The 25,411-nt window shown below is 62.9% G+C and carries 27 protein-coding genes; 6 read left to right on the forward strand and 21 right to left on the reverse strand.

The features are described 5' to 3' along the window. Positions 1-206: 206 nt before the first annotated feature. The 4 genes from AC2FNY_RS06840 (at position 207) to AC2FNY_RS06855 (ending at position 3,172) form a co-directional block, all read left to right on the forward strand. Complete coding sequence (locus AC2FNY_RS06840) at positions 207-545, forward strand: P-II family nitrogen regulator (RefSeq protein ID WP_234137066.1); 339 nt, start codon at positions 207-209, stop codon at positions 543-545. A 35-nt stretch (positions 546-580) separates the two neighbouring features. After that, positions 581-1,909: an ammonium transporter gene (locus AC2FNY_RS06845; protein ID WP_496802014.1), complete on the forward strand. Its 1,329-nt coding sequence runs from the start codon at positions 581-583 to the stop codon at positions 1,907-1,909. A 106-nt stretch (positions 1,910-2,015) separates the two neighbouring features. Continuing rightward, complete coding sequence (locus AC2FNY_RS06850) at positions 2,016-2,525, forward strand: RrF2 family transcriptional regulator (protein WP_234165501.1); 510 nt, start codon at positions 2,016-2,018, stop codon at positions 2,523-2,525. Between the two features lie 5 nt (positions 2,526-2,530). Beyond that, positions 2,531-3,172 carry a hypothetical protein gene (locus AC2FNY_RS06855; RefSeq protein WP_496802015.1) on the forward strand — a complete coding sequence of 214 codons (642 nt, stop codon included), beginning with the start codon at positions 2,531-2,533 and terminating at the stop codon, positions 3,170-3,172. Positions 3,173-3,223: 51 nt separating this feature from the next. On the opposite strand, the gene AC2FNY_RS06860 is transcribed toward AC2FNY_RS06855, so the two are convergent. From AC2FNY_RS06860 to AC2FNY_RS06880, 5 genes are all read right to left on the reverse strand, one after another. Then, complete coding sequence (locus tag AC2FNY_RS06860; RefSeq protein ID WP_496802016.1) at positions 3,224-4,408, reverse strand: amino acid aminotransferase; 1,185 nt, start codon at positions 4,406-4,408, stop codon at positions 3,224-3,226. Beyond that, a complete protein-coding gene (gene sseA / locus AC2FNY_RS06865; RefSeq protein ID WP_234137061.1) occupies positions 4,408-5,262 on the reverse strand; it encodes a 3-mercaptopyruvate sulfurtransferase in 855 nt (284 codons plus the stop codon). Before sseA ends, AC2FNY_RS06860 begins: the two co-directional genes overlap by 1 nt. A gap of 52 nt (positions 5,263-5,314) precedes the next feature. Then, a complete protein-coding gene (locus AC2FNY_RS06870) occupies positions 5,315-6,064 on the reverse strand; it encodes a C40 family peptidase (protein WP_496802017.1) in 750 nt (249 codons plus the stop codon). Continuing rightward, a complete protein-coding gene (locus AC2FNY_RS06875; protein ID WP_496802018.1) occupies positions 6,061-7,440 on the reverse strand; it encodes a leucyl aminopeptidase family protein in 1,380 nt (459 codons plus the stop codon). The genes AC2FNY_RS06870 and AC2FNY_RS06875 overlap by 4 nt, the downstream gene beginning before the upstream one ends. A gap of 75 nt (positions 7,441-7,515) precedes the next feature. Beyond that, the gene (locus AC2FNY_RS06880) at positions 7,516-7,899 is read right to left on the reverse strand and encodes a hypothetical protein (protein WP_234142333.1); all 384 of its coding nucleotides are present in this window, start codon (positions 7,897-7,899) and stop codon (positions 7,516-7,518) included. 158 nt (positions 7,900-8,057) lie between these two features. Between AC2FNY_RS06880 and AC2FNY_RS06885 the strand changes: the two genes are divergently transcribed. Then, positions 8,058-8,708: a carbonic anhydrase gene (locus tag AC2FNY_RS06885; protein ID WP_234137057.1), complete on the forward strand. Its 651-nt coding sequence runs from the start codon at positions 8,058-8,060 to the stop codon at positions 8,706-8,708. A gap of 117 nt (positions 8,709-8,825) precedes the next feature. On the opposite strand, the gene AC2FNY_RS06890 is transcribed toward AC2FNY_RS06885, so the two are convergent. The 4 genes from AC2FNY_RS06890 to AC2FNY_RS06905 form a co-directional block, all read right to left on the reverse strand. Then, on the reverse strand, positions 8,826-9,017 hold the full coding sequence (locus AC2FNY_RS06890; RefSeq protein WP_234137056.1) for a hypothetical protein: 192 nt from the start codon (positions 9,015-9,017) through the stop codon (positions 8,826-8,828). Positions 9,018-9,055: 38 nt separating this feature from the next. After that, complete coding sequence (locus AC2FNY_RS06895; protein ID WP_234137055.1) at positions 9,056-9,235, reverse strand: hypothetical protein; 180 nt, start codon at positions 9,233-9,235, stop codon at positions 9,056-9,058. 475 nt (positions 9,236-9,710) lie between these two features. Continuing rightward, positions 9,711-10,733, reverse strand: coding sequence for an aspartate-semialdehyde dehydrogenase (locus AC2FNY_RS06900; RefSeq protein ID WP_496802019.1), 1,023 nt, complete (start codon positions 10,731-10,733; stop codon positions 9,711-9,713). Positions 10,734-10,816: 83 nt separating this feature from the next. Next, positions 10,817-11,989 carry an MFS transporter gene (locus AC2FNY_RS06905; protein WP_496802020.1) on the reverse strand — a complete coding sequence of 391 codons (1,173 nt, stop codon included), beginning with the start codon at positions 11,987-11,989 and terminating at the stop codon, positions 10,817-10,819. A 136-nt stretch (positions 11,990-12,125) separates the two neighbouring features. Between AC2FNY_RS06905 and AC2FNY_RS06910 the strand changes: the two genes are divergently transcribed. Next, on the forward strand, positions 12,126-13,271 hold the full coding sequence (locus AC2FNY_RS06910) for a DUF3095 domain-containing protein (RefSeq protein ID WP_496802021.1): 1,146 nt from the start codon (positions 12,126-12,128) through the stop codon (positions 13,269-13,271). On the opposite strand, the gene AC2FNY_RS06915 is transcribed toward AC2FNY_RS06910, so the two are convergent. The 12 genes from AC2FNY_RS06915 to AC2FNY_RS06970 all read right to left on the reverse strand — a co-directional run bounded on the left by AC2FNY_RS06915 (position 13,268) and on the right by AC2FNY_RS06970 (position 25,411). After that, positions 13,268-14,320: a branched-chain amino acid ABC transporter permease gene (locus tag AC2FNY_RS06915; RefSeq protein WP_496802022.1), complete on the reverse strand. Its 1,053-nt coding sequence runs from the start codon at positions 14,318-14,320 to the stop codon at positions 13,268-13,270. The genes AC2FNY_RS06910 and AC2FNY_RS06915 overlap by 4 nt on opposite strands. Beyond that, positions 14,317-15,348, reverse strand: coding sequence for a branched-chain amino acid ABC transporter permease (locus tag AC2FNY_RS06920; RefSeq protein ID WP_496802023.1), 1,032 nt, complete (start codon positions 15,346-15,348; stop codon positions 14,317-14,319). Before AC2FNY_RS06920 ends, AC2FNY_RS06915 begins: the two co-directional genes overlap by 4 nt. 60 nt (positions 15,349-15,408) lie before the next feature. Further along, a complete protein-coding gene (locus tag AC2FNY_RS06925) occupies positions 15,409-16,131 on the reverse strand; it encodes an ABC transporter ATP-binding protein (RefSeq protein WP_496802024.1) in 723 nt (240 codons plus the stop codon). Next, complete coding sequence (locus AC2FNY_RS06930) at positions 16,124-16,888, reverse strand: ABC transporter ATP-binding protein (protein WP_234142325.1); 765 nt, start codon at positions 16,886-16,888, stop codon at positions 16,124-16,126. Before AC2FNY_RS06930 ends, AC2FNY_RS06925 begins: the two co-directional genes overlap by 8 nt. Positions 16,889-16,960: 72 nt before the next feature. Beyond that, the gene (locus tag AC2FNY_RS06935; protein ID WP_234137048.1) at positions 16,961-18,136 is read right to left on the reverse strand and encodes a substrate-binding domain-containing protein; all 1,176 of its coding nucleotides are present in this window, start codon (positions 18,134-18,136) and stop codon (positions 16,961-16,963) included. 193 nt (positions 18,137-18,329) lie between these two features. Beyond that, positions 18,330-19,247, reverse strand: coding sequence for a helix-turn-helix transcriptional regulator (locus AC2FNY_RS06940; RefSeq protein ID WP_234142324.1), 918 nt, complete (start codon positions 19,245-19,247; stop codon positions 18,330-18,332). An 85-nt stretch (positions 19,248-19,332) separates the two neighbouring features. Beyond that, entirely contained in the window at positions 19,333-20,517 is a 1,185-nt protein-coding gene (gene boxA / locus AC2FNY_RS06945; protein ID WP_234137046.1) for a benzoyl-CoA 2,3-epoxidase subunit BoxA, read from the reverse strand. Beyond that, entirely contained in the window at positions 20,514-20,735 is a 222-nt protein-coding gene (locus AC2FNY_RS06950; RefSeq protein WP_234142322.1) for a hypothetical protein, read from the reverse strand. The genes boxA and AC2FNY_RS06950 overlap by 4 nt, the downstream gene beginning before the upstream one ends. 76 nt (positions 20,736-20,811) lie before the next feature. Then, positions 20,812-22,263, reverse strand: coding sequence for a benzoyl-CoA 2,3-epoxidase subunit BoxB (gene boxB, locus AC2FNY_RS06955; RefSeq protein WP_234137044.1), 1,452 nt, complete (start codon positions 22,261-22,263; stop codon positions 20,812-20,814). A 74-nt stretch (positions 22,264-22,337) separates the two neighbouring features. After that, a complete protein-coding gene (gene boxC / locus AC2FNY_RS06960; RefSeq protein WP_234170622.1) occupies positions 22,338-23,999 on the reverse strand; it encodes a 2,3-epoxybenzoyl-CoA dihydrolase in 1,662 nt (553 codons plus the stop codon). 167 nt (positions 24,000-24,166) lie between these two features. After that, entirely contained in the window at positions 24,167-24,592 is a 426-nt protein-coding gene (locus tag AC2FNY_RS06965) for a DUF309 domain-containing protein (RefSeq protein WP_496802025.1), read from the reverse strand. A 3-nt stretch (positions 24,593-24,595) separates the two neighbouring features. Next, positions 24,596-25,411: an alpha/beta fold hydrolase gene (locus AC2FNY_RS06970; protein ID WP_234142319.1), complete on the reverse strand. Its 816-nt coding sequence runs from the start codon at positions 25,409-25,411 to the stop codon at positions 24,596-24,598.

Below are 25,411 nucleotides of genomic sequence, written 5' to 3' on the forward strand. Positions count from 1 at the left end.
AGTACTGTTGAGGTGTGTTTTTCCCGATCTTCCCCTTTAATCACCGATGATTTTTTGTGCACTTGCGCGCAGATGTGCAAAAAATGTGCAACTTTCCGCGATTCCAACCCCGATTTCGCCGAGATTTCGTTCCGAAACCGCCTCTGACGCTGTCTTTCTGCAAGTGCAAACACGCCGGATACGCCGGCTGAACGAAGGGGAAAGACGTGAAACTGATCATTGCAACGATCAAACCGTTCAAGCTGGACGAGGTGCGCGAAGCGCTGACCGAGGCCGGCATACGCGGCATGATGGTCACCGAGATCAAGGGCTTCGGCACCCAGTCGGGCCATACCGAGATTTATCGCGGCGCGGAATACACCGTGAACTTCGTGCCCAAGATCAAGCTGGAACTGGTCGTCGCCGACCAGATGGCCGAGCAGATCGCCGACACCATCGCCCGCACCGCCCGCACCGGAAAGATCGGTGATGGCAAGATTTTCGTCCTCGACGTCGAGCAGGCCCTGCGCGTGCGCACCGGGGAAACCGACGACGACGCGCTGTAAGCCGAACGTCAGAATCATCCAAGGGAACCAAAGCCATGACGCTTATCAAGACACTTCTTCCGGCGGCGGCGCTGATCGTGCTGCCCACGCTGGGCCTGACCCAGGAGGCCGCAGCGGACACTACCCCGCCGAACGAGGAAATCGGCTATATCTTCACCACCTTCATGTTCCTGGTCTCGGGCTTTCTGGTCATGTGGATGGCCGCGGGCTTTACCATGCTCGAGGCCGGGCTGGTGCGCCAGAAGAACGTGACCATGCAGCTGACCAAGAATATCGCGCTGTTTTCGCTGGCGGCGCTGATGTATTACCTGATCGGCTATAACCTGATGTATCCGGGCGACGGCTGGTCGATCGACGGTGTTCTGGGCGCCTTCTCGCCCGCCGCGATGGAACCGGTGGGCCTGGCCGATACCGAAACCGACCTGACCTATGCCTCGGTCGGATCGGATTTCTACTTTCAGCTGATGTTCTGCGCCACTACTGCCTCGATCGTGTCGGGCACGCTGGCCGAACGGATCAAGCTGTGGCCCTTCCTGATCTTCGTGCTGGTACTGACCGGGCTGATCTATCCCATTCAGGCGTCGTGGAAATGGGGCGGCGGCTTCCTTGACGGTGCGGGTTTCCTCGACTTTGCCGGTTCGACCGTGGTGCATTCGGTCGGTGGCTGGGCAGCACTTGCCGGTGCCCTGATCCTGGGTCCGCGTCTGGGCAAGTACAAGGACGGTCGCGTGATCCCCTTCATGGGCTCGAACCTGCCGCTGGCCACGCTGGGCACGTTCATCCTGTGGCTGGGTTGGTTCGGCTTCAACGGTGGCTCGCAGCTGTACATGGATACCGCTGGGAACGTCGCCGATATCAGCCGCATCTTTGCCAACACCAACACCGCCGCTGCCGGTGGGGCCATTGCGGCGCTGCTGCTGACGCAGCTGCTCTACAAGAAGGTCGACCTGACCATGGTGCTGAACGGCGCGCTGGCTGGCCTGGTGTCGATCACCGCTGAGCCGCTGACCCCGGGCCTGGGCTCGGCCACCCTGATCGGTGTCGTGGGTGGCGTGATCGTCGTGTTCGCCGTGCCCTTCCTTGATCGGCTCAAGATCGACGATGTGGTCGGCGCCATTCCGGTGCACCTGATGGCCGGTATCTGGGGCACGCTCGCGGTCTGCCTGACCAATGGCGACGCAAGCCTGGGCACTCAGCTTTATGCCATCATTGTGGTCGGTGTGTTCACCTTTGTCGTATCGGGTGTGGTCTGGTTCATCCTCAAAGCAGTCATGGGCATCCGTGTCAGCGAAGAGGAAGAGATCAACGGGCTCGACATGGCGGAACTGGGCATGGAGGCCTATCCCGAATTCTCGAAAAGCTGACCTTCCTTCCTCACCATTGGTGAGACCTTGCCCGGGCCATCGTGCCCGGGTCTTTTTTGTGCCCGACACTTGACGAATCAATTACGGATATTCTTTATCCGTATTTATGAAACACACCGAAGGACTGGAATGGGCGGCGCATGCCTGTAGCCTGCTCGCCGCCCTGCCCCCCGATACATCCCTGCCCGCGCGGTTGCTGGCCGAATTCTTTGACCTGCCCGAGCCGTATCTGGCCAAGCAGATGCAGAAACTGTCGGCGGCGGGCATTGTCGAAACCCGCCGCGGGCCGCGCGGCGGCTATGCCTTGGCCCGCGCCCCGGCCGAGATCACGTTGTTGCAGATGGTGCAGGCCATCGACGGCGAGACGCGGCATTTCACCTGTACCGAACTCCGCCGCTGCGGGCCCAGCGGCGTGGCCGATGACAAATACCTGCGCCCCTGCGGCATCGCCCGATCCATGTGGCGGGCCGAGGCGGCGTGGCGGCGCGAACTGGCCGGTGTGACGCTGTCCGATATCCTGAAGATGGGGATGCAGGACACCCCACCGGAACAGGCCGCCAAGGCGCTGGCCTGGTTCCAAGACAAACTTTCGCAAGACACGACCGCCAAGGAGTAGGCGCAATGATCGCCCGCAAGATTCACCGCTGGAACGGGGCGGTGTTTGCCGCTTTCCTGCTGCTGCATTTCATCACCCACCTGTCCGGGCTATGGGGCGTGAACGCCTATAACGCCACCCAGGATGCACTGCGCCTGATCTATCGCAACCCGGTGGTCGAGCCGCTGGTTCTGGCCTCGGCGCTGGTGCAGATGGGACCGGGCTTGAAGCTGCTGATCGCCCGTGTCCGGCGCGGGTTACGCGAGCCTTGGGCACGGGCACAGGTCATTTCGGGCGGGATGGTGCTCTATTTCATGACCGAACACCTGATCGCGCTGGTGTTGGCGCGCTGGGTCGACGGGTTGGATACCAACTTCTTTTGGCCCGCCTCGGTGATGAGCGGCGCGCCTTTCACCTGGTATTTCATCCCCTATTACAGCCTGGGCGTGATTGCCCTGTTTGTGCATCTGGGTTGTGCCTTGCGGCTGATCCTGCTGCGCCGGGGTGCGCGGGGACAGGCCCGCGCGGCGTTCTGGGGCATCGTGCTGGCAGGGATCACCGTCGCCTGGCTGATCGTGGCGATGTTGTTGGGGGCGTTCTACGAGATCACGCTGCCGCCCGAATGGCTGGCCTATCTGCACCAGTTCGTGCCGGGCTTTACCCCCTGAAACGACCAAAGGCCGCCCGTCGGGGCGGCCTTTGCCATTGGGCGCTGGGGTTCAGATCCCGGCGTCGATGATCGCCTTGGCCAGGATCGGTACCGTCTTGGCGTTCAGCCCGGCGATATTCATCCGGCTGTCGCCCACCATGTAGATGCCGAATTCGGTCCGCAGCTTCTCGACCAGTTCGGGCGCAGCGCCGATGCGCGAGAACATGCCGCGATGCTGCGCGATGAAGCCGAACCGGTCCGAGCCGCTCAGACGCTGCAACTCGTCGGCCAATTGCTGACGCAGACCCAGCATCGACAGTCGGATTTCCTCCAGCTCGGCCATCCAGTCGGCGCGCAGCACGTCGTCGTTGAGGATCGTCGTCACCACCCGCGCGCCGTGATCGGGCGGGAAGGAGTAGTTCTGACGGTTCAGAAACGCCAGGGTCGCCTGGTTCAGCGCGGTCTGGCCGCTGTCCTGGCTCACCGCCATCAACAGGCCGGTGCGCTCGCGGTAGACACCGAAGTTCTTCGAGCACGACGCCGCGATCAGGCATTCCTTGACCGACGAGGCCACCAACCGGGTACCTTGCGCATCTTCCTCCAGCCCGTCGCCAAAGCCCTGATAGGCGATGTCGATCATCGCAACCAGGCCCTTGGCGTTGATCAGCTTCACCACCTCTTGCCACTGGCTCGGGTTCAGGTTCGCGCCGGTCGGGTTATGGCAGCAGCCATGCAGCAGCACCACGTCGCCCGCGCGCGCCTGGCCCAGATCGGCCAGCATACCCTCGAAATCGACGCCACGGCTTTCGGCATCGAAATAGCGATAGGGCACCATGGTCATGCCCAGATAATTCAGGATCGAGATATGGTTGGGCCAGGTCGGGTCCGACACGAAAACGCGCGCCTCGGGGCTGGCCATCTTGATCAGCTCGAACGCCTGCCGACAGGCACCGGTGCCACCCGGCGTGGCCGCAGCGCCGACATTTGCGCGCGGCACCGCGTCGCCCAGGATCAGCTTGATCATCGCATCCGAATAGGCCGGGTCACCAATCAACCCGGTATAGGATTTGCTCTCCTGTTGCTCCCACACGATCTTTTCGGCGGCCTTCACGGCGCGCATCACCGGGGTCACGCCCTCGGCGTTCTTGTAGACGCCAACACCCAGGTCGATCTTGTCGGTGCGCGGATCGTCCTTGTACATCTGCATCAATGCAAGGATCTTGTCCGCAGGCTGCGCCTTGAGGTTTTCGAACATCAGTTCTCTCCAGTTGCGACGGGCAGGGTCGGGAAGGCACCCCATTCAGCCCAGGAGCCGTCATAAAGCGAGTGATCGGTCTTGCCCATGCGCTGAAGCGCCAGGCTGAGAATCGCCGCCGTCACGCCCGAGCCGCAGGTGGTGATCACCGGCTTGGACAGATCGACACCCGCGGCCTCGAACACGGCGCGGCAGTCGGCGGGCGATTTCATCGTACCGTTCTTGGTCAAGAGCGTGGCAAAGGGCACGTTCTTCGACCCCGGGATATGGCCGCCACGCAGACCCGGGCGCGGTTCGGGATCGGTTCCGGCAAAGCGCCCGGCCGAGCGGGCATCGACGATCTCGTGATCATTGAGCTTGGCCGCCGCCGACACTTGCGTGACATCCCGCAACAGGTGGTTCTGGACGCGAACAGTCATGTGCCGGTCACGGATCACCGGTGGCAGGTCCTCGATCGGATGCCCCTCGGCCTGCCACTTCGGCAGACCGCCATCCAGCACCGCGATATTGTCCTGCCCCATCAGCTTGAACAGCCACCACACCCGCGCCGCCGATTGCAGGCCCAGCGTGTCGTAGACCACCACCTGATGGCCATCGCCCACGCCCATCGCCCGCAGGCGCGACATGAATTTCTCGACCGGCGGCACCATATGCGGCAGGTCCGAGCGGTGGTCCGAGATATCGTCGATATCGAAGAACCGTGCGCCGGGGATATGGGCGGCATCATATTCAGCCTTGGCGTCACGTCCCAGATGCGGCAGGTGCCAGGACCCGTCGAGAATCCGCAGATCGGGATCCTTCAGATGGGCGGCGAGCCAGTCGGTGGAAACCAGTGTTTTCGGATCGTCCTGCATAAATGCCTCCCGATTGCGCGCATTCTGTCCCTACCGAACCCGAGACACGGGTTCAAGCGGGGATGGCGGGCCTGCGATGCGCTGTCACTGGCCCTTCGCCCTGCGCGATGATACGCGCGATTGCCGCGGCGGTCGGCTCATAAGCGACCGCCATGTCATTGGCATTGGCGTGCAGGATGCGGTCGGCATCCGCGACGAGTGCCACGTGACCGCTCCAGAACAGCAGGTCGCCACGCTGAGGCTGGGTGCCAGGCGCCAGCAGGGTGCCGACCGCGCGCGATTGCGGGCCGCTGTCGCCGGGGCAGGGGTGACCACAGGCCAGCAGCGCCGCCTGCACCAGCCCTGAACAGTCGATACCCCACCGACTGTCCCCACCCCAAAGATAGGGCGTGCCCAGAAACAGCTCGGCCACCGCCACGGGGTCGGTCAAAAACTGGCCCATCGGGGTCAGGTGCTGCACCGGGATATGGCCCTGTGCCGTTTCGGCAAAATGGCCGGACACCGCGCGCACCCTGACCCGTGACCCGAAACTCAGCGCCATCAGGTCGGGGCTTTTCAGGTCGGCGCGGGCATAGGCATGGGTTGCGGGCGCACTGACCCAATGGGTCGGCTCCTCCTCTGCGCCCAGAGTATCGGCGCGCAGCCAGCCCTCGTAGCCGTCCTTGTCGGCACGGATACGGGCCCAGTCACCCAGGGTTTCCAGCACCTCGACCCGTGCGCCCAGCAGAACCTGCCGTTCTCGCGGCCCCTCCGGGCGGCGCAACAGGTCGACGACCGGGCGCAGGATGCAGGGGCCGCTCACAGGTTCAGTATCCGTGGCAGCGCCGCAAACAGCGCTCGCGGCCCCTGACCCACGCCACCCTTGGGATGGCCCGGCGCCTTGACCGGCTGCCAGCCATAGATATCGAAATGCATGTAGCGCGCGTCGACAAAGCGGCGCAGGAACAGCGCGGCGGTGATCGACCCGGCGAAACCGCCGCCGGGTGCGTTGTCCAGATCTGCGATGCCCGGCTCGATCATCTCTTCATAAGGAGTGTGGAACGGCATTCGCCAGACCGGATCCGCCGCGCCTGCCGCCGCCTCGGCCAAGGCCTGCGCGGCGCTGTCGTCATCGCTGTAGAAGGGCGCCAGATCGGGGCCAACCGCGACCCGCGCGGCACCGGTCAGCGTTGCCATCGAGATCACCAGATCGGGCGCGCCCTCGTCCGCCAGTGCCAGCGCATCAGCCAGCACCAGCCGCCCCTCGGCATCGGTATTGTTGATCTCGACCGTCAGCCCCTTGCGCGAGGTCAGGATATCGCCGGGTCGCAACGCATTGCCCGACACCGCGTTTTCCACCGCAGGGATCAGCACCCTGAGTTGCACCGGCAGATCCAGCGCCATGATCATCCGCGCCAGGCCCAGGACGTTGGCCGCCCCGCCCATGTCCTTTTTCATCAGAGCCATGCTGTTGCCCGGCTTGAGGTTCAGGCCACCGGTATCGAAACAGACCCCCTTGCCCACCAGCGTCAGTTTCGGACCGCTCTCGCCCCGGCGCAGTTCGATCAATCGCGGCGCGCGGGCGGCGGCACGTCCGACCGCATGGATCATCGGGAAATCGTGGCTGAGCAGATCGTCGCCGACGATCGCGGTGCAGGTCGCGCCAAACTCATCCGCAAGCGCTTCGACCGCCGCTTGTAGCGCATCGGGGCCCATATCCTGAGCCGGCGTGTTGATCAGGTCGCGGGTCAGCGCCTCGGCGGCCGCCATCGCCTCGATCCGGGCGACATCGACCCCGGCGGGGGCCACCAGACGGGCCTTGGCCGGCGACTGCCCCTTGTAGCGGTCAAACACATAACCGGTCATCAGCCAGCCGAAACACTCGGCCTCGGCCTGCGCCTCGGGCAAACCCGAGGCGATGCGCCAGATACCTTCGGGCAGCTTCTCGGCCGCGGCGGCCAGGACAAAGCGTTTGCGGGCGCGGGTCTGGGCACTGCCATAACCCGCCAGCGCCATGACGGGCGCACCGGCCTCGCCCGGAATCGGCAGCGCCTGGCCGATTGCGCCGGTAAACCCGCTCGCCTTGACCCAGGCGGCGACGGGAGCCGGTTGATCTTGCAGCCAGCCCTCCAGAGCAGCCTGTTCGATGACATGAAGCGGCAGCGCATCCGCATCGGCGGGGGCGAAACTGAGGGGCATCTGCAACCTTTCCAACATGGTGACAGGTCCAGACTATCGGGCCTGCCGCGACCTGCAAGCCCTCAGATAGCAGGTTCAGATCGACAGGTCCTGCTGATCCCAGACCTCGGTCAGGGATTTCTCGCCCACGCGGATCAGCCGGTAGAGCACGGCGCTGGTGGCGACATAGTCGCCGTTGTCGATAGCATCGGTGAGCAGACGCGCGACACGAGCGAGCGCCACCATGCCGATCTGTTCGGAAATCGCGATCAGCGAGCGGGCGCATTTGCGCAACGCTTTCCAATCGCGGTCCCGCCACAGCCTTTCGCAATTGGTCAACCTCACGGCCAATTCCTCGATCGCACGACACACGACATCCTCGGCACCGGCATCTCCCAATTGCCGATACAGCCCGCCCAGCCGATCCGGGTCCAGCCGCACGGATTCGCTTTGCACAAGCGTGATTACTTCAACCACCACATCTCACCCCAAAGTCTTGTGCCCCCACGACACGTTCGACATCCTGTTCCGCGAGAGGTTTTCAAAAGGTTTCCGCTGCGACGGGAAATACCTCGAATTTTCTTTCAAACTGGCCTAAAGGAGGCTGTCACGACAGGTCAGCGACAGGAAAGACAAGAATGAAACTCGCCCGCCCTCTGCCCAACTATCTGGTCCAGCGCTACCACGGCTGGAAGGCGACAACCTATGCCGAGAACCAGGTTTGGTACCGACGCCTCGCGACCGAGGGCCAGCGGCCGCGTGCCATGGTGATCTCATGCTGTGACAGCCGGGTGCATGTGACGTCGATCTTCGGGGCCGACCAGGGAGAGTTCTTTATCCACCGCAATGTCGCCAACCTGGTGCCGCCCTATCTGCCCGATGGCGACCATCACGGCACCAGCGCCGCGGTCGAATACGCGGTTACCGTGCTCAAGGTCGCGCACCTTATCGTTTTGGGCCATTCGCAATGCGGCGGTGTTCGCGGGTGTCTGGACATGTGCAAGGGTCACGCGCCCCAGTTGGAGGCCAAGGAGAGCTTTGTCGGGCGCTGGATGGATATCCTCAAGCCGAAATACGATCATGTGGCCAAGATCGAGGACGAGGACGAGCAGGTCCGACAACTTGAAAAACACGCCGTCGTCGCCTCGCTGGAGAACCTGATGACCTTCCCCTTCATCGCCTCGGCGGTCGACGAAGGCAGCCTGAGCCTGCACGGCCTCTGGACCGATATCGGCGAAGGTGGCCTGCAATGCTACGAGCCGGCAGAGGAACGCTTCGTACCCGTCTGAGGCGGTCAGGACCTTGTTGTTCGTAACTTTGACCGGGCGCCAGCTGGACCCCTCCGCTCGTCACCGCATGGAAAAGGCGCCCGTCGGGCGCCTTCTGCATGTCCATCCAACCAGGTCTCAGGCGGCGAGCTGTGTTTCTCCGACCTGACCCCGCACCGAGCTGAAGACCGGTTTCGCCTTTTGCCTCGCGCGGTGTGCAAAGAGGTTGATCACCTCGCTTTCCATTTCGGCACCCTGACGGGTCAGCCGAAGATGTTGCAGCGCGGCGATACGGTTCTGGCGGGCTTTCTGGGCAAGGGTCTGGGTCATCTCTGTCACTCCTGAAAAATGTTGTTGAATGGTCGAGGTCAAGCGGCGTCGCCGGAGCTGCCCCAGGGATTCGAAACGAAAAAGACGCCGTTGGCGGTCCGCAACGCCCTGCCCCGCGAGCGCCAATCGGCGAGCGACAGGATGTTATCGGCATTGGGTTCGACGCCCGAAACGGGGGTTTGGATGTCGCGATGCGGGAAGGTGATGATGGTTGCCATTTTCGTTTTCCTCTATGTCCAGAGGCGATACCGCCTTGTTTTTTTCTTGATCGACCGGGTCAAACCGCTTGGGAGACTTGCCGCGATCCGGACTCTTTACACTTGCGCACAGTCTCGGCGACACATGTTGAGCACAACCTTTCCGATACCTCTTTGAGGGTCTTTGGCCGGTAAGCCTTGCTGTGTTTGCCGAAGGTTCGACTTCCTGATGACTTAATACTTGGCCGCGATTCGGTCGGGAATCGCGCAAGATTGTGTCAAAAAAGTGATAAATCACACTAAAAACAAAAGTTTGTACTCGATCTGGCCAAAATTGGCCACGAATAAAACGAATTTTTGAGAATTCGGAAACAGGTCAACTTTGATCAAAAAGCCCAAGCCATCTCAATCATGAGTTGATTTGCGCCCTGAAGCCAACAAAAAACACCCCTGCCCAGATGAGCAGGGGTGTAGAACGATCTCTGGCTAAGCGCTGTCAGCCCTTTTTCAGGACCTCGCGACCCAGCAATTCGGCGATCTGAACCGCATTCAACGCCGCGCCTTTGCGCAGGTTGTCCGAGACGCACCACAGGTTCAGCCCGTTCTCGACGGTCGAATCCTGCCGGATGCGGCTGATGAAGGTGGCGAAATCGCCCACGCATTCCTTGGGCGTGACGTAGCCGCCGGGCTCGCGCTTGTCGATCACCATGATGCCGGGGCTTTCGCGCAGGATGTCGCGGGCCTCGTCCTCGTCCAGGAATTCCTCGAACTCGATGTTCACCGCCTCGGAGTGTCCGACAAAGACCGGCACCCGCACACAGGTCGCGGTGACCTTGATCGACGGATCGACGATCTTCTTGGTTTCGGCGACCATCTTCCATTCCTCCTTGGTCGAGCCGTCTTCCATGAAGACGTCGATATGGGGAATGACGTTGAAGGCGATCTCCTTCTGGAACTTCTTCGGCGGCACGTCCGAGGTCGGGTTATAGACCGCCTTGGTCTGTTCCCACAGCTCGTCCATGCCTTCCTTGCCCGCGCCCGACACCGACTGATAGGTCGAGACGACGACGCGCTTGATCTTGGCGCGGTCATGCAGCGGCTTCAGCGCCACCACCATCTGCGCGGTCGAGCAGTTGGGGTTGGCGATGATCATCTTGTTCTTGTAGCCATGCACCGCCTGCGGGTTGCACTCGGGCACGATCAGCGGAATCTCGGGGTCATAGCGGTAGAGCGAGCTGTTGTCGATCACCACGCACCCAGCCGCCGCCGCCTTGGGCGCATAGACCTTGGTCGCGTCCGAGCCGATGGCGAACAGCGCCATGTCCCAGCCGGTGAAATCAAAAGTGTCCAGATCCTGGGTCTTGATAGTCTTGTCGCCAAAGCTGACTTCGGTGCCCAGGGATTTACGGCTTGCCAACGCGGCAATCTCATCCACGGGGAACTGGCGCTCGGCCAGGATGTTCAGCATTTCGCGGCCCACATTGCCCGTGGCGCCAGCGACGACGACGCGATAACCCATTTTCTTGTTTCTCCAGATATACCCGGTCGCCTTGACCGGCGGCGGTTCCATACAGGGAAAGTGGCGCCGAGGAAAGGCCCCTGTCAGGCCAGACTGTCGCGGCTGAACAGATAGATCACCAGACCAACCGCCATCGAGACCGCGAAAAAGGTCACGATCGCAGTATAGGGCGCGGCCGGGCCGGCGGCGGCATAGCCTTCGTGCAGGCGCCCGGTGACGAATTGCATCAACCCGACACCGCCGATGCCAAAGAGGTTGAGAAGCGTCACACCCCGCCCAACCAGATGCGCAGGGATAAAGGCGCGGCCATGCGCCATGATCACCGGAAACGAGGCGCCCAGAAAGCCGATCGCCGCCATCAGCGCCACCGAGGACCAGACACCAAGGTCGATCCACAGAACCAGCAGACCCAGCGCCAGCGCGCCGCCCAGATTGCCTCCGAACACCACCCATTTCCGAGAGCCGAGAACCCGATCGAGCGGACCATAGGCAAAGGTGCCGGCAATCATCGCCGCCCCCATGATCAGCGTCGCCTGCCCGATCTGGCTGGTCTCAAGCCCGAACACATCGCGCAGATAGGGACCCGCCCAGAGCCCGCGCAGCGCCGCCGAGGGCGCATAGGCCACCAGCATCAGCGGCAGGATCGTCCACAGAAGCGGCTGCTTCAACAGGTCGAGCAGCGAGCCTTTGGTATCGTGTTGCACCATCTCGGGATCACGCACCGAAACCCAGATGCCGACCGCCACAGCCGCCGAGACCGCCGCCAACCCGGCCAGCGTCGCGCGCCATCCCATCAGTTCGACCGCCAACGCGGTGGGGTACGAGGCCACCAGATTGCCCACCGACCCGACACCCAGCATCACGGCAGCCAGGGTGGCAAAGCGCGCGGGCGGGTATTCGCGCGCAAAGATGAAATACGAGGCCATCAGCACCGGGGAACAGCCCACACCAATCAGTACCATCGCCGCGCTGATATGCAGGGGCGCCGTGGCCAGGGCAAACAATGCAGCGCCACCACCGCCACCCACCATCAGCAGCGCTGCGGCCGTCCGGCGCGGGCCGATCCGGTCCAGCGCCCAGCCAACGGGGATCTGCATCGCGGCGAAGGTGAGAAACCACAGACCCGAGGCAAAGGCCAGGTCGTCGGGCTGCGCGCCGATATCACGGGCCAGATCGGCGGTCAGCACCGCCAGAAAGGCACGAAAGAACTGGCTGAGCACATAGGCCAGACACAGAATGATCAGACCAGCCTGCATGCGCTTTCCTCCCACATGAACGCGTGCGCGATGGTTGCCATGTTATCGGCCTGCGCACAAGCGCGCCCGTCATGCCGCAAGGCTCTGGATTTCGCCGTCAAGCTGCTATGTAGAAGGGTATTGTTGTGAGGGTCACATGGTTGACGATCCGGATTCGTTTTATGCATCCCTACGCCCGGTGATGGATTTCCCCGAGCTTTCCGAGCCGTCCCGGTTCACGCCCCTTCCCGATGACTGGGTGCTGGGTACCGCCGATATCGTGGACAGTACCGGAGAGATCGCGCGCGGGCGCTACAAGACAGTGAACATGGTGGGTGCGGCGGTGATCTCGGCCACGATCAACGCAATGGGTGACCTGCGCTTTCCCTATGTGTTTGGCGGCGACGGCGCCGGTTTAGCGGTGCCCGGTGACAAGGCCGAGCAAGTGCGCGCGGTGCTGGCAGATCTGCGCCGCTGGGCGGAAGAGGAGTTCGGCATCGCCTTGCGGGCTGCCCTGATTCCGGTGGCTGCGATTCGCACGGCCCGACGCGATGTGCGAGTAGCACGCTACGCAGCCTCGCCGGGGGTCGACTACGCCATGTTTTCGGGACGCGGGCTGGCCTGGGCCGAGGCGCGGATGAAAGCTGGCGATTTCGCTGTCGACCCGGCCCCGCCCGGTGCACAGCCTGATCTGACCGGCCTGTCCTGTCGCTGGTCCAACATGCGTGCCCAGAATGGGCAGATCGTCTCTCTTGTGGTGCATCCGACCGACAGGGCAAGCGAGCGCGACTTTGCCGATCTGGCCCGGCGCGTCGTCATCACCGCCGACGGGCTGGAAAGAGGCGGCCACCCGGTCCCTCCGGGTGGTCCGGGCGTCACCTGGCCGCCGCCGGGTCTGTCGCTCGATGCACATGTCTCGCGCGAGGGCCGCAATCTGGGCCTGCACAAGCTGAAGCTCCTGGGCCAGAACCTGCTGATCTGGCTGTTGTTCCGTACCGGTCTGCGGCTGGGCGACTTTCAGCCCGGTCACTATGCCCGCATGGTCAGCCGCAACGCCGATTTCCGCAAATTCGATGACGGGCTGAAGATGACCCTCGATTGCGATGCCGAGACTCGCGCACGGATAGAGACGATCCTCGAGGAAGCCCGGCGCCGTGGCAAGATCCGCTATGGTCTGTTTGCTCAGGACGAGGCAATGATGACCTGTTTCGTGCCCTCGGCTATGCGCGACGACCACGTGCATTTCATCGACGGGGCGGCGGGCGGTTACGCCGCCGCCGCCGAGCGTATCCGCGGAACTTAACCGCGCCGCAACCGCCCTACCACGCCGGTGGGAAAGAAATAGACGCTGAGGATAAAGAGCACGCCCAGCCACAAGAGCCAGCGGTCGGCATCCAGGAGTTGCGGCAGCACCGGCACCCCTTCAACCAGAGACCCGGCAACGCCCATCAGGTTTTGCAGATAGTTCTGCGCCAAGACCAGCAGCGTTGCCCCGATCACCGCGCCATACATGGTTCCCATGCCGCCGATCACCACCATCAGCAGGATGTCGATCATGATCTCCATGCTCAGCGTGGTTTCCGGCCCCACATAGCGCAGCCAGATCGCATAAAGACTGCCCGCCAGCGCCGCCACCGCCGCCGAGAGACAAGTCGCCGCAACCCGGTAATAGACCACCCGATAGCCGATCGCCTCGGCGCGGAAATCATTCTCGCGGATGGCCTGCAACACCCGGCCAAAGGGAGAGTTCACCACCCTGAGCATCAGCAGGAACAGGACCAGACTGCCGATGAACACGACGTAATAGGAGAGCAGCTTGCCGTTCAGTTTCACCCCGAACAGCTCGTCCCCAAACTTGAAGGCCGGGCCCAGCGCGCGCGGCGTCTTGAAGGTCAGCCCATCCTCGCCACCGGTCAGGCCCGACAGCTGGCTGACCAGAACCGCCACTGCCGAGGCCACCGCAAGCGTGATCATGGCAAAGAAGATCGCCCTTACCCGCAGGCTGAAGAGGCCGATGACAAAGGCCAGCACCGCCGCCAGCAGCGCACCCGCAGCCGCACCCACAAGGATCGCGTCGAACCCGCGCCCCATATGGGTCAGGGCCAGTGCGACCCCATAGGCGCCGATGCCAAAGAACATGGTATGGGCGAAACTGACGATGCCGCCATAGCCCAAGAGCAGATCGTAGCTGGCCACCAGCACGATGAACACGCAGATCCGTGCCGCCGTATCGACGGTGCGCACGCCGGGAAACAGGAAGGGCGCCAGCGCCAGACAGACCAGGATCAGCCCCAGGACCAGGGCCAGCACCGATGAGCGGGGCATGTCGCCCGAAAGAACCGCTTTGATCATTTTGCCTTCACCACCGGGATCATGCCCATGGGGCGCCACATCAGGATCGCGACCATCAGGCCGATATTGGAAATCAGCGCCACCTTGGGCTCCAGAAACGCGACATAGTTCTGCATCAGTCCCACCAGCAGGGCGCCGATGAAACAGCCCTCGACGCTGCCCAGCCCGCCAATGATGACGACGATAAAGATCAGGATCATCGCCTGATTGCCCATATGGGCATTCACGACCTCCTGATAGAGGCCCCACATGACGCCCCCCAGCCCGGCCAGCGCGGACCCGGCGATGAACACACCGACAAAGACCAGCCGCAGCCGATAGCCCAGCGCCTGCACCATCTCGCCATTCTCGACGCCCGCGCGCACGATCAGCCCGATCTTGGTGCGCCTCAGCGTCCAGCGCATGGCGGCAAAGACCACAAGACCCAGACCCACCGCCACCAGCCGGTATTTCTCCAGCGCGGCGCCCGCGAATGTGATCGCGCCCTTCAGCGCCTCGGGGCGCGAGATATAGATCTCCTCGGGGCCCCAGAGCACGATGATCAGTTGCTCGACCACGATCAGCCCGCCCATGGTGACCAGGATCTGTTTCAGGTGATGACCATAGACCGGCTCGACGATGACCTTTTCAAAGGCCCAGCCCATGGCGCCGGTGGCCAGCATCGCGCCGATCACCGCGAGCCCCATCGCCGCAAGGTTCAGCGCCAGCGAGGGCGCGCCGGTCATGCCACCCAAGAGAAGCAGCACCGAAACGCCGACAAAGGCGCCCACCGAGACAAACGCGCCATGGCCAAAATTGATGACATCCATCAGGCCAAACACCAGCGTCAGACCCGAGGCCATCAGAAAGATCATCATGCCCATGGCCAGCCCCGACACCGTCAGCGTCAGCCAGGACGACGTGTTCGGGATCGCCAGCAGCCCGGCCACGACAAGCAGTGGCACCAGCAGCACCGGCATCCAGGGCGCCAGCCGCTGCGCCAGCGACAGCCGCGCCATCGTGGGCGCGTGTTCGGGGGCCATGCTCATGACATGCCTCCTGCTTCTTTCTGGTCAAAAATACTCAATTCCAACCTCTCCACGCGCATCTCAATGGGCCTCCATGCTCAGACCCATCAACCGCTCCTGCAAACTCGCATCAGTGGCCAGTTCGCGCATCTCGCCGGACCAGACGATGCGCCCGTCATCCATCACACAGGCGGTGTCGCCCAGCGCCCGCGCGACCGAGAAGTTCTGTTCCACCAGCAGGATCGAGGCGCCCTGCGCCTTCAACTCGCGCAGCGCGCGGGCCATGGTCGACACGATGGCCGGCGCCAGCCCCTTGGTGGGCTCGTCGATCAGGTAGAGCCGCCGCTCCTCGACCATTGCGCGCGCGATCGACAGCATCTGTTTCTGCCCACCTGACAGGTTGCCCGCCTCGGACTTCCAAAAGGTCTTGAGCGGCGGAAAGGCCTGGAACACCCAGTCGAGCCGCGCGCTGTCGATGGGGCCGGACACGGCGGCCAGCACCATGTTTTCCTCGACCGTGAGATTGGCAAAGATGCCCATATCCTCGGGCACGAACCCGACACCGGCCCGCGCGATGGCGGGTGTCGGCATCCGGGTGATGTCCTGCCCGTCCAGCAGGACGCGGCCCTGATGCGCGCGCCAGTGGCCGATGATGGATCGCAGGGTGGTGGTCTTGCCCACACCGTTGCGCCCCAGGAGCATGGTCACCGCGGCACGCGGCACCTCGAGGTCAACGCCTTGCAGGATGTGATACTGGGCGATGTTGGTACAGACGCCCTCCAGCCGCAGGATCGGATCAGACATCTTCCAGCTCCCGGCCCATATAGGCCTCTTGCACCACATCCGAGGCCATCACCGTGGCCGGGTCGCCATCGGCGGCCAGCGCACCGTTATGCAGCACGATGATGCGGTCGGCCAGCGTGCGGATCACGTCCATTTTGTGTTCCACCAGCAGGATCGTCCGGTCGCGCTGCTCCTTGAGCTCGGCAATCAGGTCCAGCACCACGGGCGCCTCGTCCACGCTCATCCCGGCAGTGGGTTCGTCGAACATGTAGACAGCCGGATCGAGCGCGATCAGCAGCGCGACCTCCAGCTTGCGTTGATTGCCGTGGCTCAACTCCGAAACGATCTGATCTCGGTTGTCGATCAACCGCACCCTGGTAAGGATCGCTTCGGCCGCCTCGGTCAGCTCCGCATGACGGCTGGCCATGGACCACAGGTTCATGCCTTGCCCGGCCTTGGACTGCACCACCAGGCGCACGTTTTCCAAGACGCTGAGATTGGGAAACAGGTTGGTCAGCTGAAACGCCCGTCCGATCCCGGCGCGGGTACGTTGTGACACCGACTGACCCGAGATATCGCGCCCGCGCAGCAGGACGCGGCCCGCGCTGGCCGGGATCTGGCCCGAGATCAGGTTGAAATAGGTGGTCTTGCCGGCACCGTTCGGACCCACGATCGCGGTGAGTTCCCCGGTGTGAAAGGCGCAGGAAACCGCGTCCACGGCCACATGGCCGCCAAACCGCACGGTCAGCCCCTCGGTCGCCAGGATGGGGGATGTCATGGCTTTGTCTTCCGCTTGCAAAAAGGCCGGTCCCGGCGCGTCACGCGCCACGGGACCGGCCAGGTCGGGGAGTTAGTTGTTGCGGATCGGGATCGGCAGATCGTCGATCGTCAACTCGCGCACCAGTTCCGGGATGGCCCATTCGACATTCGGGTCCACCTTGATCTTGAAGTGATACATGGATTGCAGCGCCTGGTGATCCTCGGGGCGGAACATCATCTTGCCCTTGGGTGTCTCCCATTCCATGCCTTCCATGGCCGAGATCAGCGCCTCGGTATCGGTGGAGCCAGCTTTCTTGATGGCCTCGACCACGGCGATACCTGCCGCCATGCCGCCCGCGGTGAAGAAGTCGGGCGGGGTGCCGAAACGGTCCTGGTGGGTCTTGACCAGCCAGTCGTTCACAGGGTTCTGCGGGATCTCGTAATAGTAATAGGTCGCCCCCTGCATGCCCGGGAAATCCTTGTAGGCCGCCATTGCCGCCAGGATGTTGCCGCCGGTCGCGATCTCGATGCCGAAACGGCTGGGATCCATCGCCTGGATCTTGCCCATCGGGTTGCCGCCCCCGGCCCAGATGATGAACAGGCGTTTTTCGCCGTCCAGATCCTTCATCGCGTTAAAGATACGCTCGGCCGCGGCGGTAAAGTCGGTGGTGTCGGTCGGCACATATTCCTCGTGCACGATGCCCGAGCCCGCACCCTCCAGCGCCTCTTTGAAGGCGGCGATGCCGTCACGGCCAAAGGCATAGTCCTGTGCCAGCGTCGCGATATGCACGTTCTCACCCGCCAGCGCGATGGCGTTCGATACCGCGTCCTGACTGCTGTTGCGCCCGGTGCGGAAGATATAGCGGTTCCAGTTGGCCCCGGTGATCGAATCCGCAACCGCCGGCTCGACGATCAGCACCTTTTCGTATTCCTCGGCCACCGGCAACATCGCCAGCGCCACGCCGGAACTCACCGGCCCCACCGCCAGATCGACCTCGTCGTCGCCATAGGCCTCTTCCAGCAGGGCCTTGCCGTTTTCAGGCTTGAGCTGGGTGTCCTTCTCGATCACCACGATCTTTTCGCCATTGATCTCCATCGACCCGCCGGTTGCATATTCCAGCCCCAGCATCAGCCCGTCATGGGACTGTTTGGCATAGGCCTCGAACGGACCGGTCTTGCCATAGACATGGGCGATCTTGATCTCGGCGGCCGCGGCGGATGCCAACGCCAGCACCGACACCGCTCCTGCGCAAAGAATGCGTTTCACGTCTCTCCTCCCCGATATGCGCCATGGGTTGCGGCGCGTCTTACTCTGAACCGCCTCAGGCTAAGGTCGGCACGCCATCACGGTCAATTATGAGGAAATACGTATCCCGCCCCGCCCCCTTCCTCTTGCTGGAAATATCCCCGCCGGAGGCCAAGATTTTTCGACGAAAAATCTTGGGGCGTCTGGCGCTCGGTCAGTTCAGATAACCGCGTTCGCGCACAAGGCGGGTGAGTTGGACAAGCGAGGCCTCGACGCTTTGACCCGAGGTATCGATCTGCGCCTCTGCCTTGCCGTAAAGCGCCTCGCGGCTGGTCAGGATCGAGCGCAACTCTTCCATCGCTTCGGGATTGCCCGCCATCGGCCGCTCATCCCCCTGGGCGCGAACCCGTTCCATATGCTCCACCGGCGAAGCGCGCAGCCATACCGTGTGGAAATGCGCCAGCAGGGTCTTGTAGGTCTCGGGCTCGGCCACGATCCCGCCTGCCACCGCCAGTACCAGCGCGTCATGGGTGGCGACGATCCGGGCCACCGCCTGCGCCTCGAGCTTGCGGTATCCTTCCTGACCGTAAAGCGCCATGACCTCGGCCACCGGCATACCGGCCTGGTCTTCGATCTCGTCGTTCAGTTCCACAAAAGGCAGGCCCAGTGCCGCGCCCAACCGCTGGCCCAAGGTCGATTTTCCCGCCCCGCGCAGGCCCACCAGGCAGATGCGCCCGGCCCTCGCCGCAAGCGAGGGCGCGGGGCTCAAGAGCCGCAGCACCTCTGCCTGGGTTTCCATCCCCGCGACCCGGTAAAGATCGGCCACCCGCATCGCGTCCGAAGACCAGGGATCATCCTCGCCCACCAGCCATTCGATCCGATGATCCAGCGCGATCGCCACCCGCTGCAACAGCCCGATCGAGATATTGCCCTCGCCCGCTTCGAGCTGTGCCAGATAGCGCGGCGACACGCCCGAGATCTCGGACAGCACCCGGCGCGGAATACCACGCCGCTGACGTGCAGCGCGCACCCGTTCGCCAACCCGCGCAATCAGATCGGCGACCTCGGCCTCGGCCTGGTCGCGCGCGCTGTTGGGCGTGCTTTCGCCCCGGAAATTGGTGATCTCGGTCATGCGGCCCGCAGGGTATGTGCAAAATAGTGCGCAATCTTAGGACAGCCCGGCCCGTGGCGCAATGCGCTGTCTGCCGGAAACGGGATCAATAGGTCTCGACGTGATAGCGCCCTTCGTCGCGCATGCGGTCACGCAGGCCGGTCCAGTCGATGCCCTTGGCACGGGCGATATCCTTGAACGCCTCCTCCACGCCCTGTTCCATCGCCTTGAGACCGCAGACATAGATATGGGTCTGGGGATCGGCCAGCAACTCTCCCACCCGGTCCGCCTCGGCGCGCAAACGATCCTGCACATAGTGCTTGGGCTCGCCGTCCTGGCGGGAAAAGGCGAAATGCTTGGCCATGAACTGTTCCGGCACCTTTCCGAGCGGCCCGAAATACGGCAGTTCCTGTGGCCGGCGCGCGCCAAAAACAAGGGTCAGGCTATTGCGCAGTTTGGGGTTTTCGCGCTGCCGCCGCATGGTAAAGGCGCGGAAGGGCGCGGAACCAGTACCCGTGCAGATCATCAGCAGATGTGCCGCCGGGTCCGAAGGCATCAGGAAAGTGGCGCCAAAGGGCCCGGTAACCCGCACCGTGTCACCGGGTTTCAGATCGCAGACATGGTTCGAGCAGATCCCGTACGGTTCGCGTTTCACCGTCAGCGACAGGTTGTTGAAATTCGGCCGCTCGCCGTCGCGCGGGCTGGAGACCGAATACAGCCGGGGCAGATGCGGGTTGCCCGCCTCGTCGGTGCCGGGCGGAATGATCCCGATGCTTTGCCCTTCGAGCACCGGAAAGGGTTGGCCGCCGAAATCCAGGATGATGTGGCGCACATCGCTGTCGCTGCTTTCGGCGGTCAGGCGGTAGTTGCCCGTCACCCGCGCCTCGGCCGGTTTGCCCAGCGTATAGAGATTGATCGTCGGCTTCGAGGCCGTCGCAGGGGCGCGCGATTTGCCCCCCGCGCCCTTGTGCGCCTCGGCCAGCAGGGCGGCCATGGCATCATCCAGCGCCTCAAGCCCCGCCTCGTCGCCCGCCACCTCTTCCTGTGGCGGCAGGTCCATCCATCCGTATTGTTCCTCGAGCGAATAGGGCGTGTCCACCACCCGCCAGTTGTCGATCGAACCGGTCGGACAAACCGGGATGCAATCCATGCAGAAATTGCATTTGGCGGCATCCACCACGACATTCAGGTCATCATGCTCGATCGCCTGCTCGGGGCAGGTCATTTCACAGGTGTAGCAGCGGATACAGATTTCGGGATCGATCAGATGCTGCTTTAACGGCTGGTTCATGAAGTCTCGCGTTTCCTGGTCAGGATGAGGTCGGGCACCACAAGCGTGTCGATCAACTCCTTGCACAGGCCCACGCAGTCGGAACAGCCGACACAGGGTCCCTGCAATGTGGATATCTGCCCAGAGAGAGCGTGCAGCCGCGGCGTATCGGGTTTCGAACGGTCGATCTGCATGGTCGGTTCCTCGTGTTGTCCGATCAGGCCGGGTTCAGCGAACAAGAGAGTCACCCCTGCCGTCAATCCGTGGGCGGGTCACAAAATGTTACCGCCCACGGCCCCCGGCCCCTGTCCGGCATCAGGCCATGTGAAGTTTCACATATTCGAAGTCGCCCGGACGGTTGTCGATTCCCACCTTGGGCGGGGCGATCCAGCGGGCGTATTGACCCGGCTCATAGCAGGGCTTCATCAGCGACTGGATGAAATCGCCATCCGCGTGCGTCGGCAGCCATTTGGGCAGACCGGCGTCATATTCGGCCCCCGAGACGGGCTGCCCCGACGGGTCGAAATGCTTGTCGGCAAAGACGCCGATCTTGCGATGGAATGCCTCGTGCGGAAGCGAGAGTTCGAAATCGACGCCGTGTTTCTCGATGATCTTGTTCCAGCGCCCGACACCGCCGGCGGCATCCTTGGTATAGTCGTCGCGCAGGCGCATGTTGATCGCGGTAAGCGCCGGTACCTGCTTCTGTACTGCCTTGCCATCCTCGAAATCCCACACGGTGTAGGTGTCCTGCTGCAACTGGTGGTCATCGCTCAACCGGCTTTCCATGTAACGGCCCTTGATGCCCGCGTTGAACGCATTGGCGGCGTTGGTCGACACCTCCTGCCCGAACAGGTCGAGCGACAGCGTGTAGTGCAGGTTCAGCTTTTTCTGGATCAGCGGCAGGTCGATCACCCCCAGGTCGCGGATGCGGCCGGTGTCATAGGGGTCGTCAATTCCGTTTTCCTTCATCACCTGACATGTGCGCTCGATGGTGCGGCCCACGCCGGTTTCGCCCACGAACATGTGGTGCGCCTCTTCGGTCAGCATGAAACGGCAGGTGCGGCTGAGCGGGTCAAAGCCGGATTGCGCCAGGCTTTCCAGCTGCATCTTGCCGTCGCGGTCGGTGAAATAGGTGAACATGAAGAAGGACAGCCAGTCCGGTGTCTCTTCATTGAAGGCGCCCAGCATGCGCGGGGCTTCCTCGCTGCCCGACTGGCGGCGCAACAGGTCATCGGCCTCTTCCCGTCCGTCGCGGCCGAAATACTTGTGCAGCAGATAGACCATCGCCCAGAGATGGCGGCCCTCTTCCACGTTCACCTGGAACAGGTTGCGCATGTCGTAGAGCGAGGGCGCGGTCAATGCCAGCAGGCGCTGCTGCTCGACCGAGGCCGGTTCGGTATCGCCCTGAATGACGATCAGGCGCTTGAGCAGGTTGCGGTATTCACCCGGCACTTCCTGCCAGGCGGGTTGCCCGTAATGCTCGCCACACGGGATGGTGCGGTTCTCGACCTGCGGCGCCAGCAGCACGCCCCAACGGTATTCGGGCATCTTCACATAGTCGAACTTGGCCCAACCCTTGGGATCGACGCTGACGGCGGTGCGCAGATAGACCAGCGATTCCTGGAAATTCTGCGGAATCAGGTCGTTCCACCAGTTGATGTAACCGGGGTGCCACTTTTCCAGCGCCTTCAGCACCTTCTTGTCCTGGCTCAAACCCACATTGTTCGGGATCTGGGTGTCGTAACTTACGTTGATCAGATCAAGCATCGCTTTCCTCCTTGGCGGGGAAAAATCTTGCACAAGATTTTTCTACAGATTTTCTGCGAAAATCTGCGCCCCCTCTACACACGTTCCATGTCGTAATCGCCGCGCACCCCGGTGCCATAGCGTTGCAGTGCCCCGTCGGGGCCCACCGCGTTGGGGCGCTGGAAAATCCAGTTCTGCCAAGCGGTAAGCCGGCCGAATATGCGGGTTTCCATCGTCTCGGGTCCGGCAAAACGCAGGTTCGCCTCCATCCCGGTCATTGCATCGGGAGAAAAGCTGGCGCGCTCTTCCAGGAAAACACGCACCTCATCTTCCCAGTCGATATCGTCCAGCACATAGGTCACCAGACCAAGCTCCTCGGCCTCTTCCGCTTCCAGCGCCTCGCCGATGCGCGCGCGGGCGGCTTCGACCGCCTCGGGCGTGCCCAGGAACCGGGTCGCAAGCCGGGTCAGGTCATTGCCCATCGGGTATGTGCCAAAGTTGCCGGGGCTGAGCGTGATCGCAGCCAGCGGGCGGTTATCGCCTTCGAACTCTTCGAGCATCATATAGGATCGGTCCACCGCCCAGAGCAGTTCGGCCAGTGGGCCGGCGAAACAGGACCCATGTTCGACAATGGCGACCAGGCTACGAGAGGTCATGTCGACCCGCTTCAACACCCGCTTCCAGTATTGCAGGATTTCGTTGGCCAGCCAGTGGTCGCGATTGTTGAGGAGCAATGCCTCATGCGCCACCACCGCCGCGCCATCGCCCTGGGTCTGGATCACCAGCGTACCGATCTGACGTTCGTTCAGCCGCAGATGCAGGATGGCATCGTCCAGCTCACGCGCCGCGCGCAGGATCCAGGCCTCGGCGCCCTGCGCCTGCAACGCGTCGACCGTATCGGGAGCGGCGTCCGTTGGACCGGAGATCGTCAGCGTCGCCCGCCCCGCCTCGCGCTCCACGACAACCTCAACGGTCGAATAGGTGACCGAGCCATCCTCGGCAAAGCGGCGGTCAAGCGGGGTGAGCGCGATCCCGGTCAGGCCCGAGGGTTTGGCGCTGGCGCTCGCAAACTCCCGCGCGCGCTCTTGCACCACCTCGTCGAATTTCGAATTTGGGGCAATCTCGTCCACCAGCCGCCAATCGACCGCGCGCTGGCCACGCACGCCCTCTTCGACCGAGCAGAACACATCGGCCAGATCGCGGCGCACCTTGCGCTTGTCGGTGACCCGGGTCAGCCCGCCGGTGCCGGGCAGCACCGCCAGCAGCGGCACCTCGGGCAATGCCACCGACGAGGAACTGTCATTGGTCAGCATGATATAGTTGCAGGCCAGCGCCAACTCGTACCCGCCACCCGCGCAGGCACCTTTGACAGCCGCAATGTATTTCTGGCCGCTATCGGCCTCGGCCGCCTCGAACGTGTTGCGGGTCTCGTTGGTGAATTTACAGAAATTGACCTTGTGCGCATGGCTGGCGCCGCCCAGCATCCGGATATTCGCCCCGGCACAGAACACGCGGTCCTTTCCGGATTGCATCACCACCACCTTGACCTCGGGATGCTCGAACCGCATCCGCTGGACGATATCGGCCAGCTCGATATCGACGCCAAGATCATAGGAATTCAGCTTCAGCTCATAGCCCGGGAACAGGCCGCCCTGCTCATCCACATCCATGTAGAGATTGGCGATCTCTCCATCATACGCGACCCGCCAATGACGATAGCGGGACGGGTCGGTCTGAAAGTCGATACGCTGGGTCATGCCTCGCTCCAAGAGTTATGATGATATGCATTTTAGTGCGCATCAGTCAATTTGCAAGCAATTTGCGGCATAATAATGCATGTTTGATTTCCTTAAAAATCAATAAACTACCCACCATCCTGCAACATATCTCTGATTTCTTCTGCAACTATGCATTATAATGCATCTCACTCGAATCGCGCCTCAACCTTGGTAACACGGTCGCAGAACGACACCCCCCATGTCTCGGGCGTCCCTGATCCACCGGCCCGCGCTGCGGCCTCGCGCGCCAAGGCACAAAGACGCCGGGCCGCGTCCCTCCGCCCCATGCGCAGTTTCAACGCCGCATTGGTCAACTGTATCGCCGCCTGCACCCGGTAGCGAGCGCCGCTATTCGGGGGCAAGGCCATCCAGACCGGCTCCCAAACCTCATGCGCCTCCCAGAAATATCCCAGATCGAACAATGTCCAGCCTGCGGTCCAGGCAGGGCAAGCGGTCAAATCCTCGGGTGGCATCCGGCCGGGAACGCTCTGGTGCAGGGCCTCGAACAGACCCTCGGGCGGCCGCGCTGTCTGGCCGGGAACATAGGGAACCGAGAGGGGCGGCAGAGACATCGCTCAGGCCGGTACGACGTCGGCCGCCTCGATGCGGATCAGCCTCGCACAGAAATCCGCGATCTCTTGCAGAACTCGGTCGGCGCACTCGCGATGCGGTTCGTGCCGACAGTCGAGGATCAGCGTATCCACCGGGCAATAGGCGCGGTTCTCGATCTCTTCGATCTGGGCCAGCGTGCCATACTGGTCGTGCCGCCCCTGAATGGCCAGGATCGGCACCCGGATATAGTCGATCACCTCGGCCACGTTCCAGGTGGCGAAACCGGGGTCGAGCCAGGCATCGTTCCAGCCCAGAAAAGCACCATCGGGATCGGCGTGATAGCGCGCCAGTTTCTGTTTCAGATCGCCACTTTCATAGGCCGCGCGCGCCTCTGTGATCGAGGCCAGCCCGCCCGGTTCGGTAAAGAAATGCGGCGCCTCGAGGATCACGCCGCGTATCCGGTGACCAGCCACACTGCCGGTATGGATCGCGGCGATGGTGGCGCCGTCGGAATGGCCAAGCAGGATCGCCTGCCGGATACCGGCGGCATCCAGCAGGGCGGGCAGCACCTCCAGCGCCTCGCGGGTCTGGAAATCCAGCGGCCGGGGCCGGGTGATCGGGTCCGAACCACCATAGCCCTGGCGCGAATAGACCAGCACCCCCAGCCCGGTGCGCGCGGCAAGCTGCGCGGGAAAATCCCGCCACATCGCCACGCAACCCAGCCCCTCGTGCAGCAGCACAAGGGTTGGCGCGTCACCGGGCACCGGGCCATGACAGGCATATTCCAATGCCACGCCATCAATGCGCAGCTTTTCGGCGGGATTTGTACTCCACTCCAT

Source organism: Ruegeria sp. BHSC223 (genome assembly GCF_059613025.1).

What these genes read in the sequence shown, in the direction of transcription:
- AC2FNY_RS06845 (WP_496802014.1), top strand. Translation starts at nt 581, where the DNA reads ATGACGCTTATCAAGACACTTCTTCCGGCGGCGGCGCTGATCGTGCTG.
- AC2FNY_RS06850 (WP_234165501.1), top strand. Translation starts at nt 2,016, where the DNA reads ATGAAACACACCGAAGGACTGGAATGGGCGGCGCATGCCTGTAGCCTG.
- AC2FNY_RS06855 (WP_496802015.1), top strand. Translation starts at nt 2,531, where the DNA reads ATGATCGCCCGCAAGATTCACCGCTGGAACGGGGCGGTGTTTGCCGCT.
- AC2FNY_RS06860 (WP_496802016.1), bottom strand. Translation starts at nt 4,408, where the DNA reads ATGTTCGAAAACCTCAAGGCGCAGCCTGCGGACAAGATCCTTGCATTG.
- sseA (WP_234137061.1), bottom strand. Translation starts at nt 5,262, where the DNA reads ATGCAGGACGATCCGAAAACACTGGTTTCCACCGACTGGCTCGCCGCC.
- AC2FNY_RS06875 (WP_496802018.1), bottom strand. Translation starts at nt 7,440, where the DNA reads ATGCCCCTCAGTTTCGCCCCCGCCGATGCGGATGCGCTGCCGCTTCAT.
- AC2FNY_RS06885 (WP_234137057.1), top strand. Translation starts at nt 8,058, where the DNA reads ATGAAACTCGCCCGCCCTCTGCCCAACTATCTGGTCCAGCGCTACCAC.
- AC2FNY_RS06890 (WP_234137056.1), bottom strand. Translation starts at nt 9,017, where the DNA reads ATGACCCAGACCCTTGCCCAGAAAGCCCGCCAGAACCGTATCGCCGCG.
- AC2FNY_RS06895 (WP_234137055.1), bottom strand. Translation starts at nt 9,235, where the DNA reads ATGGCAACCATCATCACCTTCCCGCATCGCGACATCCAAACCCCCGTT.
- AC2FNY_RS06900 (WP_496802019.1), bottom strand. Translation starts at nt 10,733, where the DNA reads ATGGGTTATCGCGTCGTCGTCGCTGGCGCCACGGGCAATGTGGGCCGC.
- AC2FNY_RS06905 (WP_496802020.1), bottom strand. Translation starts at nt 11,989, where the DNA reads ATGCAGGCTGGTCTGATCATTCTGTGTCTGGCCTATGTGCTCAGCCAG.
- AC2FNY_RS06910 (WP_496802021.1), top strand. Translation starts at nt 12,126, where the DNA reads ATGGTTGACGATCCGGATTCGTTTTATGCATCCCTACGCCCGGTGATG.
- AC2FNY_RS06915 (WP_496802022.1), bottom strand. Translation starts at nt 14,320, where the DNA reads ATGATCAAAGCGGTTCTTTCGGGCGACATGCCCCGCTCATCGGTGCTG.
- AC2FNY_RS06920 (WP_496802023.1), bottom strand. Translation starts at nt 15,348, where the DNA reads ATGAGCATGGCCCCCGAACACGCGCCCACGATGGCGCGGCTGTCGCTG.
- AC2FNY_RS06925 (WP_496802024.1), bottom strand. Translation starts at nt 16,131, where the DNA reads ATGTCTGATCCGATCCTGCGGCTGGAGGGCGTCTGTACCAACATCGCC.
- AC2FNY_RS06930 (WP_234142325.1), bottom strand. Translation starts at nt 16,888, where the DNA reads ATGACATCCCCCATCCTGGCGACCGAGGGGCTGACCGTGCGGTTTGGC.
- AC2FNY_RS06940 (WP_234142324.1), bottom strand. Translation starts at nt 19,247, where the DNA reads ATGACCGAGATCACCAATTTCCGGGGCGAAAGCACGCCCAACAGCGCG.
- boxA (WP_234137046.1), bottom strand. Translation starts at nt 20,517, where the DNA reads ATGAACCAGCCGTTAAAGCAGCATCTGATCGATCCCGAAATCTGTATC.
- boxB (WP_234137044.1), bottom strand. Translation starts at nt 22,263, where the DNA reads ATGCTTGATCTGATCAACGTAAGTTACGACACCCAGATCCCGAACAAT.
- boxC (WP_234170622.1), bottom strand. Translation starts at nt 23,999, where the DNA reads ATGACCCAGCGTATCGACTTTCAGACCGACCCGTCCCGCTATCGTCAT.
- AC2FNY_RS06965 (WP_496802025.1), bottom strand. Translation starts at nt 24,592, where the DNA reads ATGTCTCTGCCGCCCCTCTCGGTTCCCTATGTTCCCGGCCAGACAGCG.
- AC2FNY_RS06970 (WP_234142319.1), bottom strand. Translation starts at nt 25,411, where the DNA reads ATGGAGTGGAGTACAAATCCCGCCGAAAAGCTGCGCATTGATGGCGTG.